The organism is Lishizhenia tianjinensis, from assembly GCF_900116425.1.
GTDB classification, from domain to species: domain Bacteria; phylum Bacteroidota; class Bacteroidia; order Flavobacteriales_D; family Crocinitomicaceae; genus Lishizhenia; species Lishizhenia tianjinensis.
This window is the reverse complement of record NZ_FPAS01000001.1, coordinates 1,114,418-1,125,184: the sequence shown is the minus strand read 5'-3', so window position 1 is coordinate 1,125,184 and position 10,767 is coordinate 1,114,418. Positions and strand designations below refer to the sequence as shown.

Sequence of the window (10,767 nt, the reverse complement as noted above, 5' to 3'; positions counted from 1 at the left end):
AATGTACCCCAATTTGATATTGCCTTTACACCAGAAATAGATTCAGTAGGGTGTAACGATTGTATCCCAATTACAGTTGATTTACCCCAGTTTAATTCAGGGAATTATAACAATTATACTTTTGACTGGAGCCCGGCCAATGAATTGAATACTTTACAAGGAAACCAAGTAATTGCCTGCATGGATAGTATATCTTCAACGTTTTATTTAGAAGTTACAGACACCGTCACAGGGTGTATTTCCAATGATAGTGTTACCGTCTTTATTAACCATTGTGGTTGTGAGTATATACAGCATAATGTTACGATAGATTCCTGTCAAACAGGAGGAGTGTACACCCTCAACGGAGAGTTGTCTTTTTACGATTATCCCGCAACAGGTAATTTGATCATCAACGCTCTAACCAATACAGGTAATTATACCGATACACTTTTCCAAAACTTTGTAGAGGATAGCATTTACACCTATACCATCCCTAACATTCCTCAATCTGGTGGGCAAATTCTTATCACCGCCCACTTCGAAGATGAATCAACTTGCGCAGATACATTAATTTTACAAGCACCAGATTTACCAACCTACACGGTAATCCAAAATGGAAATACCTACTGTCAAGGAGATAGTGTTTACGACATACTCTTAGACGTAGAATTAGACCAAAGTGGAACACTATATTATACTTTTAATGGAACCAATCAATCTGTGAGTTTAACACCGGGTCAAGTAAATCTTGGTAATCAAGAGGGCGTCTATATTTTAAATTCTTTTGTTGATGTGAATTGTAGTCAATATTTTGGAGATACAATAACTATCATCATTCACCCCTTACCAACAGTGAATGCAGGAACAGACACCTCATTTTGTGTGGGAAATACTTACACCCTCAACGCAACAGGAGCCCAAACCTACCAATGGGAGGGAGGATATGCAGATCAACAAGTATTAACACCAACTTTAGGTCAATACCAATTTATAGTTGAAGGAACGGATACCAACAGTTGTACAAATACAGATACGGTAAATATTACCGTGAATAATCTACCAGAAGTAAGCTTTACGGCCGATACTTTAGAAGGTTGTGAACCTTTAGAAGTTACTTTTACCAATATTACTCAGAATACACAATCCTTAACTTGGAACATAAACGGAAGTAATTATAACACGAATACGGTTGTCCACGAATTCAATGCTGGTTTATTTACGATAAGTCTAGAAGTTACGGACCAAAACAACTGTTTAAACGACACCAGCTATACAGATTACATAGAGGTACACCCAAACCCTGTGGCAGATTTTAAAGCATCAAACAATCTTATTAATTCATTGGATAATTCAGTTTCATTCACCAACCAAAGTACTGGAGCTACGTATTATCAATGGAGTTTTGGAGATGGAGATTCATCCACTCTAGTAGATCCAATTCACAGTTATTTAGGGAATGAACGCATAGTATTCCAAGTAGAACTTTTGGTTACAAGTACAGAAGGTTGTACAGACATAGCCTACCAAAGCATAGAACTCAAACCAGAATTGCTGTATTATGTACCCAACACCTTCACCCCAAATGGAGATGCTTCTAACAACACTTTCCAACCAGTATTTACCAGTGGAATTGATTTTACATCTTACAGTCTTGAAATCTACAATAGGGGAGGTAAACTCATTTTCGAAACAACCCATGCAAATCAAGCTTGGGATGGAACATTTAATGGAAAACCTGTACCAGATGGCGTATACACCTACAAAATATATTTCACTTCAGCAGCTAATGCAGAAAGAGAGTTTATTACTGGGCATGTGAATGTTTTGAGATAGTTTTTTAGAGTGATAAGCGAAAAGTGATAAGTCAAAAGTGTCAAATATTCAAGAATTGAACCTCGAGCATAAGGTGTTTACAATTCAGTTTTACATACTCCTTACTAACACTCAAAACTATCTAAAAATCTAACGGTCTAAAAGTCTAAGCATCTAAAAAACTTTTACTATATTTATTTCATGCTTAACTCACTGATAAAAAACCTCTTAATCCTTTCCTGTACACTAGGAGTGTTCAATCTGAATGCACAAGACTATTCTTGGAAAGTTGATGTAAAAGTAAACCCTGTAAACGTATTTTTCGATCAAACTCCTATATATGATGCCGGTTTTAGAACCGGGTTTAAATTAAGGAGTATGAATTTTTTCAATGATAGGTTCAAGGAATCAAAGGCTATTGCAATCAGCAAAAGTTTTGGTAAAAGTTCCATACAGTTTTGTTATGCGACTTATGGAAACACTTATTATCCCAACCTTGAAGAGGTAGGAGACCGTTTCACTTTCGTTAGAAGTTTTAGAGATTTTAACTTGAATTATTTTAGAAATTATGCAAGTACAAACAATGAATTATTCTCGTTTTCTTGGGGTGCGGGCTTGACATATAGACATGGCCGAGAAATGAGAATCTACGGTGCTGGCGGACAAGAGCCCCCTACAAATAATTACCAATTAAGAGATTTAGGAGTAAATGTTATTCATCAGATAGATTATAACGTATCGGATAGATTTAAGCTTTTTACCCAATGTAATATCTTCTCAACTGTTTATCATGGTCATTCAGCTTCAAAGGAATTATTTGATAATTCTACTTTAGATCCCAACTATAGACCTCAAAGATTTAATTTTTCTTTAGGCTTTGGTGTAAGCTATAATTTTAATTTGTAGAGGTGTGATTAGTAAGAGGTGAAAAGTTTGAAAAATACAATTATCCATACTCCATACTCCACACTCCTTACTCACACTCAAAACTGTCTAGTCATCTATAAATCTAACTATCTAAAGGTCTAAAAGTCTAACCGTCTAAGAATCCAAATAAACATCCTTCTTAAAGTCTAGCTTAAACCCACAATCGAAATGACCTTTAGGACATGCTTTATGACCGTGTAAGCCACAGGGTTTGCAATCTAGACTTTTGCTTATAATTCTCGATTGTTCCGCCAAAGGTCCAAATCCAAATTCGGGTACAGTACTGCAGTAAAATGCTGTGGTTGGCGTGTTCATAGCAGAGGAGATATGCATAGGGCCAGAATCGTTCACATAACTGTGTTGCGCATCTTTAATCAAAGCTGCACTCTGCATGAGGTTTAATTGCCCGGCCAATACTTCAGCATTGTCTAATTCTTGGGCAATTTCTTCACATAAAGCTACATCACCCGGACCACCAATTAAATAAATTTTATGGTTCATCGTATGTCCCAATTCTATCCACTTTTCTTTTGGCATTTGTTTGGTAAACCAAACCGAAGCAGGTGCAAAACACACGTATTTTTGTCCTTTGAATTTATTGACAAAAGCAAAATCTTTTTCCGCAGGGTGGAGGCTAGGGCGCATTTTTTTAGGAACCCCATGATGAGCAATCAAACTTAAGTTGCGTTCTACCTCATGTAAGTTTTGGGTTAAATCATGCTTTACCTTTTTCTTAAACAAGAAAGACAAAGGATTCTTGTCAAAACCAACCGAATTTTCAGCCTTACCAAAAGCGGTTAAAAATCCACTGCTTGCAAAACGGTGTAGGTTGATGATCTCTGTATATTTTTCGGCAACAATTTGTTTTTTTAGAGCGCGTAAACTTTTGTATTTACCTTCTTTTTTGTTCCAAATCAGAACATTGTCTAAGGCATAATGCCCTTGAACCAAGCTTTCATTTCCCTTGCGCACCAACATATCAATTTGTGCGTCTGGGTATTTTTCTCGTAAAGCGTTAGCGACAGGAGTGGCCAAAATTACATCTCCCAAAAAAGCCGTTTGTATAATCAGAAACTTTTGCATGCGGCTCAAAAATAGGTGAATTCTATAAAATCCATAAATTAATGGCATGAACTTGGAACATTTTCTTGTTCTATCCGAATAATACTTTGATGAGGTTAATTTTTTTATTCACGCTATTGCTATTAGGTTTTCCCTCCTTGTCTTCTGAATGGAACGGACAATGGAAGGGAATTCTATCTATTCACCAAGATTTTTCTGACGAACAAGCCATTTACCTTAACCTAGAGGAAGGGCAGGAGTTAACACGTATAGAACTGACGGATACAGATGTCTATGCCTTGAAACGTTTTAAAATAAACGACAGTGATGCGTTTAACTTAGAAATCGAAGAAATCAATTTTAAATCAAGAGCCAATAGTAGAGAGACCCCAAGGTGTAAATTGAAATACAACTTAAAGTACAACGATAGCACGGGATATTTGGAGGGTACCTTTACCAGTGTGGATTGTAAAAATTATTCGGGTTATGTTATTCTGTATAAAGCTGACTATACATTCCCCACCGAAAAGAAGTCAGACCTTAGTCACCTGTGGGTACACCGTTTAAAATTAGATTTAGACAAAGGTTTTTCCGCTCCTGCAATTCGTAAAAAGGAATTGGAGAGTTTCAAATTCAAACCAATATACTTTGATCATGATAAGTCAGTAGTAAAAGCAGAATTCCATGCTTACCTCAAAGACATGATACGTGTGGTTCAAGGTCATTCAGATATTCGAATTAAAGTTACCGGACATACCGATGCAGTTGGAACGGATGCGTACAATGTTGGTTTGTCTGAAAGAAGAGCGAAAGCAATTAAAGATTTTTTTGTGGCCAATGGTTTACCCGAAGATAAGTTAGAGATAGATTTTAAAGGAGAGCGTGAGCCTGTTGATACTAATTCAACCCGTGAGGGTAAACAGCACAACAGGCGCGTTGATTTTAGCTTTGTTTAAAATGACTGTAGGCATCCATAACTTCAACAATGGAAGCAAAGGTATTGTAGCGAATTTTGTCTAAACTCGTTTTCGAAAACCATTTTACTTTGGTAATACCTTCTTCTATTTGTGGAGTTAATTTATCATCTCCTTCATAGGTAAAACTGTACCAAAAGGTTTTCTTAATTACATCTTTCCCATAGGTGTCGTATATGTGGTAGGTTTCAATAATCTTATCCTCAAAAGATATATTAGAAATTCCACATTCTTCCTCAATTTCGCGTTGGGCTCCAAGAATAGGATCTTCTCCCTTCTTTAATTTTCCCTTGGCGATATCCCAAAACCCATTTCGTTTGATAAATAAATATTTGTCGTGTTTAGTGTCGCGAACTATACCACCGGCAGCTTCTACCCATGTATAATTTTCAAAGAGTTTATGCATGGCTTTTTTAGGCTCATCACTTACAATTGCTATTCGAATTTTACTCGAAGCATTTCTGTAGGTGCTCAAGATATTTTTGAGCACAATTGCATTAGGTTTGCCTTTTATCAAGAAAGTATCGCTTTTTAACCCTTTTTCATTCTTTACAAAGTAGAGTGGCGTATTTTCAATAAAAACTTTATACATTTGCGGCATGATTTTAAATAAGGATAACGCTTCAAAAGTAGCAGAATTTTTGTTACAAATTAAAGCAATAAAACTTGAGCCCACATCTCCTTTTACATGGGCGTCTGGATGGAAATCTCCAATCTATTGTGATAACCGTAAAACTTTGTCTTATCCAAACATTAGAACTTTTATAAGACAAAGTTATTCTGAGATCATTTTGGAGAAATACGGTAAGCCGGATGTGATTGCAGGAGTGGCTACAGGAGGAATTGCACAAGGTGCATTAGTAGCGCAAGAATTAGGAGTGCCATTTATTTATGTAAGATCTTCAGCGAAAGGTCACGGTTTGGGTAACCAAATTGAAGGTGATTTTTCTGAAGGACAAAATGTTGTAGTAATTGAAGATTTAATTTCTACAGGTGGTTCTTCTTTAAAAGCTGTTGAAGCTTTAAGAGAAGCTGGGTTAAACGTGAAAGGTTTAGCAGCTATTTTCTCTTACGGATTTAAAATTTCTCAAAAGAACTTTGAGGAAGCAAATTGTCCGTACGTTGTGCTTTCTAACTACGATATTTTAATGGATTTGGCCTTAGAGCAAGGTGCTATCTCAAAAGAAGATTTAGTTTCTTTAAGAGAATGGAAAGAGAATCCTGCAGAATGGTCTCCAAAAGAAGCATAAGCGATGAAGATTGATAGTGAAAAAGTAGTTGTAAATGCAGATGTGAATACGGTATTCAACTTTTTGAAGGATGCCAACAACATCGGCGAACTTTTACCACAAGATGATGTAAAAGATTTTACAGCAACACAAACCGAATGTAGCTTTAAAGTTCAAGGCGGTATCATCATTACTTTGGAACAAAAAGAAATGATAGAAAATCAACAAATCATTATGAAAGCTGGGGCAAAGTCTCCTTTCCCTTTTGATTTAACGATTTTCATGCAGCCTCAAGGTGATCAAACTCAAGGGTATATTCACTTCGATGGGAAAGTAAATGCGTTCTTGAAAATGATGGTGCAAAAACCTTTGACCAACCTTTTCAATTACATGACCAATAAGATTAAAGAAAAATACGAGGCCTAAAATCCTCTATACCATACGATCTTTGAAACGGATGGATTGATTGCGAAAGCTCTCGATGCGTCCGTTTTCTTTTTGTAGTCGTAAATTTCCGAATTCATCGGTATCTACAAGTATCGCGTTGAATTCCTCAAGTGTTTCAGCATCCACAAAAGTACTTTCAACACCACGCAACCAAAGGGCCTTGTCAAACTCTTTTTTCAAAGCATCTGCTCCCATGCTCTCCATACTGTCCCATCTTTCTTGGAAGGCATGACAAAACGCTAACATGATGTTGTAGGGTGTATGATGCTTACCTGTGGCTTGACTTAGGGAAATGCCCAAATCGTGCTCAAACTTTTCTTGATTCAAGTTTAAACCTATACCGACTATACAAGATTGTATTCCGAAAGGGCCCCACTGATTTTCTATCAATATTCCAGCTATTTTTCGCTTACCTATTAGTAAATCATTGGGCCATTTTATATTGACGTTTTCAGCGTGCTTAACCAGTACATCTTTTAGGGCTAAACTCACTGCGTAATTTAAACTATGCTGGTTTTGTTTGATTATGGCGTTGGGAGTCAGGTAGAGACTCATTGTTAAGTTAGAAAAGGGGTCAGATTGCCATGTGTTGCCGCGTTGACCTCTGCCATTTGTCTGTATATCTGCCAAAATAACAGTGCCGTGAGAGATTTTACCTTGCTTCCCCTCGTTGGCAGCATAGTTGTTTGTAGAATCCACACGTTCTAGATGTATAATTTTATGACCGATTTTTGTTTGCGTCATATCTGCAACAATGAGTTTAAAAGACCGAGCGTAAAATTAAAATTTAATTAGATTTGTAGTACACTCAAAATTGAGAATGCATAAAGTAATAGAGAAAATAGATTCCCGAATTTTGGCCGAGACAATAGTCGAGGGAATGCAAGAGGTAAAGGCCAAAGACATTACCATCTTAGACTTAAGAGATATTCATAATTCAGTTACTGATTTTTTTGTGATTTGTAGCGGTGATTCTACCACTCAGGTAGAAGGTGCTAGTAATTCCATAGTTCGCCATACACGTAAGGTGTTGCGAGATAAACCATGGCACGAAGAAGGGAAGCGTAACGGAGAGTGGGTATTGTTAGACTACGTTAACGTAGTAGTTCATATCTTCCATAAAGATGTTCGTAGCTTTTACGAAATCGAAGATTTATGGGCAGATGCGAAAAGAACAGATATTCCTAATTTAGATTAAAATAATAATGGCAAAAAAGAAGAAAAATCAGTATTCGATTTACTGGATTTACGCTGGTATAGCAGTGTTAATTCTAGGAGCACAGTTTTTCATGGGATCCAACGGTGGAAGCGATGTGAGTAGAGGTACTTTCATCGAGTTGATGGAGAATGGATACGTGGAAAATGTTGTGTTGATTAGAAATCAGAACAGAGTAGACTTCCAGGTTACTGAGGAGGGACAAAAAGCAATAGAAAACGGTAATTTCGATAACGGCAGTGGTGCGAAAAAAGACTATGATCGTATGAAGCGTATCATGTCTAACCAACCAAGTGCTTTTTCTGCTAGAAGTAAACCAAAGTTCTCTTTAGATATTTCTAGTCAGGAAGTTTTTGATAAGAATTATGAAAAAGCAAATGAAAAGTTGGTGGCAAGCGGTAAGCAGCCTTTGGGTTCATACAATGTGGACAACGAGGTGAATTACTTGAGTCAAATCATCGCTTTCATCTTCCCAGTATTGATCATTATCGTGATCTGGATGTTCATCATGAGAAGAATGTCTGGTGGAGCAGGTGGTGGTCCTGGTGGACAAATCTTTAACATTGGTAAATCGAAAGCCCAAGTCTTTGAAAAAGGAAAAGGTACAGATGTTACCTTTAAAGATGTTGCAGGATTAGAAGGTGCTAAAGAAGAGGTAGAGGAAATTGTTGACTTCCTTAAAAACCCAAAGAAATATACAGAGCTAGGTGCTAAAATTCCGAAAGGAGCCTTATTGGTAGGACCTCCAGGAACAGGTAAAACTTTGTTAGCAAAAGCAGTTGCGGGAGAAGCTCAAGTACCTTTCTTCTCGCTTTCAGGTTCAGATTTCGTAGAGATGTTTGTTGGGGTAGGAGCATCGCGTGTGCGTGACTTGTTCAAACAAGCCAAAGAAAAATCTCCAGCGATTATCTTTATTGATGAGATAGATGCTATCGGTAGAGCCAGAGGGAAAAGTAACTCTATGGGATCTAACGACGAGCGTGAGAATACCTTGAACCAGTTGTTAACAGAGATGGATGGTTTCGGAACCAATTCTGGAGTTATCATCTTGGCAGCAACCAACCGTGCAGATGTATTAGACAAAGCTTTAATGCGTGCAGGTCGTTTCGATAGACAGATTTATGTAGATATGCCAGATTTAAATGAACGTAAGGAAATTTTCCAAGTGCATTTAAAACCTTTGAAGTTAGACAAGGAAATGGACATCGATTTCTTATCGAAACAAACACCTGGATTTAGTGGAGCTGATATCGCTAACTTATGTAACGAAGCAGCCCTTATTGCAGCAAGAAAACAAAAGCCTTTTGTAGAGAAACAAGATTTCTTGGATGCTGTAGATAGAATTATCGGTGGTTTAGAGAAGAAAAACAAAATCATTACTAAAGAAGAGAAGAAGTCGATTGCCTTCCACGAAGCAGGTCACGCTACTATCTCTTGGTTGTTGCAATATGCGCACCCATTGGTAAAAGTTACAATTGTACCTAGAGGTCAATCTTTAGGAGCTGCTTGGTACTTGCCAGAAGAAAGAAGTATTACAACTACAGAGCAAATTTTGGATGAAATGTGTTCTGCATTAGGAGGTAGAGCTGCAGAGCAGTTGATCTTCGGTAAAATTTCTACAGGTGCATTGAGCGATTTGGAGAAAGTAACCAAACAAGCCTACGCTATGGTTTCTATCTACGGATTGAACAAAAAAGTAGGGAACATTTCTTTCTATGATTCGCAAGGACAAAGCGCTTTTACAAAACCTTATTCAGAAGATACCGCGAAGATTATTGATGAAGAGGTTAGTAAAATGATAGAAGAACAATACCAAAGAGCATTGCAGGTATTGACGGATAACAAAGATAAATTGACAGCTTTAGCAGATAAATTATTGGCAAAAGAGGTTATATTTAAAGAGGATTTGGAAGAGATTTTTGGTAAACGTCAATGGGATAAAGAAGAGACGGTAGCTGAAAAAATCATAGATCAAGTTCAAGAAACTGCAGAGAATGCAGAGATTGTTGCCGAAGAAGAAGTAAAAAATGATCAAGAAACTAATAGCGTGGATACAGAAACTAAAGAAGACTAATACTCCTTTTAGTGAAATGCGCTTGGTATTTTCAACTACCGAGCTGCATTTGGCCACACTTAAAAAATTACATCTTGAAGAAGAAGGAATTCCCGTTTTCATTATTGATAAACGGGATTCTTCGTATAATGCCTTTGGAGAAATAGAACTCTATGTTCACCAAAATTTTATCTTAAAGGCCAAATATCTAATTAGCAAAGAAAATGAATGATATACTGTTAAGGTCGCTTACTGGAGCCGCGTTTGTAGGGCTAATCATAGGAGGACTTTATTTTGGAGAGTATACCACAGTTGGTGTACTTTCGTTGTTTATTGTATTAGGACTTTCTGAATTCTATAGATTGTTTAGAAATAGTAAGACGGTCTCTCCAGATGAGAAAATAGGTATGGTAGGAGGAATCTCCATTCTATTTGTACTTATATACATGCGTTGGGAGTTTTTAGATGCAAAGTACATCGTGTTGTTGTTGCCTTTAACCTTTTTAGCCCTTATTCCTGAACTTTTCCGTAAATCAAAATCTCCATTAAGCAATGTAGCCGTAACCGTTTTCGGTTGGGTTTACGTAATTCTTCCTTTGTTTTTAGTGATGGCATTGAAAGATGTAGAGGCTAAAGAAGGACAATGGCTAATACCTGTAGGAATGTTTACTATTATTTGGAGTAACGACACCTTTGCCTACCTTACAGGACGTATGATAGGTAAAAATAAATTGTTCGAACGCATCTCTCCAAAGAAAACATGGGAAGGAACAGTAGGAGGAATTGTTTTTGCCATGTTTGCCGGTTATCTATTTTCTGAATTGACCAACATGAGTCTTGTCTTTTGGATACCAGCAGCTTTCTTAGCTGCCTTTGGTGCTATTTTCGGAGATTTGTTTGAGTCTATGATTAAAAGAAGCTTGGGGATAAAAGACAGTGGAAACATTCTTCCAGGACATGGAGGAATTTTAGACAGGTTCGATGCAACATTATTTGCGGCACCACTTTTTTATACGTGGTATATTATCTGCATTTAATATGTATTTTAGCGCCGATTTTTAGATA

Annotated in this window: 11 protein-coding genes; 8 read left to right on the top strand and 3 right to left on the bottom strand. The window is 37.1% G+C overall.

What is annotated here, in order from left to right:
* Together BM327_RS05195 and BM327_RS05190 are read left to right on the top strand one after the other, a co-directional pair.
* Nucleotides 1-1,815, top strand: a 1,815-nt coding sequence (locus BM327_RS05195) for a T9SS type B sorting domain-containing protein (protein ID WP_170853675.1), incomplete at its 5' end; no start/stop codon positions are given.
* 180 nt (nt 1,816-1,995) lie between these two features.
* On the top strand, nt 1,996-2,700 hold the full coding sequence (locus BM327_RS05190) for a hypothetical protein (protein WP_090247167.1): 705 nt from the start codon (nt 1,996-1,998) through the stop codon (nt 2,698-2,700).
* A gap of 135 nt (nt 2,701-2,835) precedes the next feature.
* Here the strand turns inward: BM327_RS05190 and BM327_RS05185 are convergent, their stop codons facing one another.
* Nucleotides 2,836-3,804: a glycosyltransferase family 9 protein gene (locus BM327_RS05185; protein WP_090247163.1), complete on the bottom strand. Its 969-nt coding sequence runs from the start codon at nt 3,802-3,804 to the stop codon at nt 2,836-2,838.
* An 89-nt stretch (nt 3,805-3,893) separates the two neighbouring features.
* On the opposite strand from BM327_RS05185, the gene BM327_RS05180 reads away from it, so the two are divergent.
* Nucleotides 3,894-4,739, top strand: a complete 846-nt coding sequence (locus BM327_RS05180; RefSeq protein ID WP_090247160.1) for an OmpA family protein — start codon at nt 3,894-3,896, stop codon at nt 4,737-4,739.
* Here BM327_RS05180 and BM327_RS05175 read toward each other — a convergent pair.
* Entirely contained in the window at nt 4,726-5,349 is a 624-nt protein-coding gene (locus tag BM327_RS05175; protein ID WP_170853674.1) for an NUDIX hydrolase, read from the bottom strand. The genes BM327_RS05180 and BM327_RS05175 overlap by 14 nt on opposite strands.
* 7 nt (nt 5,350-5,356) lie before the next feature.
* On the opposite strand from BM327_RS05175, the gene pyrE reads away from it, so the two are divergent.
* On the top strand, nt 5,357-6,007 hold the full coding sequence (gene pyrE, locus BM327_RS05170) for an orotate phosphoribosyltransferase (RefSeq protein ID WP_090247155.1): 651 nt from the start codon (nt 5,357-5,359) through the stop codon (nt 6,005-6,007).
* A 3-nt stretch (nt 6,008-6,010) separates the two neighbouring features.
* The gene (locus BM327_RS05165) at nt 6,011-6,412 is read left to right on the top strand and encodes a hypothetical protein (protein ID WP_090247152.1); all 402 of its coding nucleotides are present in this window, start codon (nt 6,011-6,013) and stop codon (nt 6,410-6,412) included.
* A gap of 6 nt (nt 6,413-6,418) precedes the next feature.
* On the opposite strand, the gene BM327_RS05160 is transcribed toward BM327_RS05165, so the two are convergent.
* On the bottom strand, nt 6,419-7,177 hold the full coding sequence (locus tag BM327_RS05160) for a biotin--[acetyl-CoA-carboxylase] ligase (protein WP_090247149.1): 759 nt from the start codon (nt 7,175-7,177) through the stop codon (nt 6,419-6,421).
* A gap of 76 nt (nt 7,178-7,253) precedes the next feature.
* On the opposite strand from BM327_RS05160, the gene rsfS reads away from it, so the two are divergent.
* The 3 genes from rsfS to BM327_RS05140 all read left to right on the top strand — a co-directional run bounded on the left by rsfS (nt 7,254) and on the right by BM327_RS05140 (nt 10,739).
* A complete protein-coding gene (gene rsfS / locus BM327_RS05155) occupies nt 7,254-7,631 on the top strand; it encodes a ribosome silencing factor (protein ID WP_090247147.1) in 378 nt (125 codons plus the stop codon).
* Nucleotides 7,632-7,638: 7 nt separating this feature from the next.
* Nucleotides 7,639-9,723, top strand: a complete 2,085-nt coding sequence (gene ftsH / locus BM327_RS05150; RefSeq protein ID WP_090247144.1) for an ATP-dependent zinc metalloprotease FtsH — start codon at nt 7,639-7,641, stop codon at nt 9,721-9,723.
* A 203-nt stretch (nt 9,724-9,926) separates the two neighbouring features.
* The gene (locus BM327_RS05140; protein WP_090247139.1) at nt 9,927-10,739 is read left to right on the top strand and encodes a phosphatidate cytidylyltransferase; all 813 of its coding nucleotides are present in this window, start codon (nt 9,927-9,929) and stop codon (nt 10,737-10,739) included.
* The last annotated feature ends 28 nt before the right edge of the window (nt 10,740-10,767 follow it).

Excerpts from the sequence above, each read along its gene's own strand:
- BM327_RS05190 (WP_090247167.1), top strand. The coding sequence starts at position 1,996 with ATGCTTAACTCACTGATAAAAAACCTCTTAATCCTTTCCTGTACACTA.
- BM327_RS05185 (WP_090247163.1), bottom strand. The coding sequence starts at position 3,804 with ATGCAAAAGTTTCTGATTATACAAACGGCTTTTTTGGGAGATGTAATT.
- BM327_RS05180 (WP_090247160.1), top strand. The coding sequence starts at position 3,894 with ATGAGGTTAATTTTTTTATTCACGCTATTGCTATTAGGTTTTCCCTCC.
- BM327_RS05175 (WP_170853674.1), bottom strand. The coding sequence starts at position 5,349 with ATGTATAAAGTTTTTATTGAAAATACGCCACTCTACTTTGTAAAGAAT.
- pyrE (WP_090247155.1), top strand. The coding sequence starts at position 5,357 with ATGATTTTAAATAAGGATAACGCTTCAAAAGTAGCAGAATTTTTGTTA.
- BM327_RS05165 (WP_090247152.1), top strand. The coding sequence starts at position 6,011 with ATGAAGATTGATAGTGAAAAAGTAGTTGTAAATGCAGATGTGAATACG.
- BM327_RS05160 (WP_090247149.1), bottom strand. The coding sequence starts at position 7,177 with ATGACGCAAACAAAAATCGGTCATAAAATTATACATCTAGAACGTGTG.
- rsfS (WP_090247147.1), top strand. The coding sequence starts at position 7,254 with ATGCATAAAGTAATAGAGAAAATAGATTCCCGAATTTTGGCCGAGACA.
- ftsH (WP_090247144.1), top strand. The coding sequence starts at position 7,639 with ATGGCAAAAAAGAAGAAAAATCAGTATTCGATTTACTGGATTTACGCT.
- BM327_RS05140 (WP_090247139.1), top strand. The coding sequence starts at position 9,927 with ATGAATGATATACTGTTAAGGTCGCTTACTGGAGCCGCGTTTGTAGGG.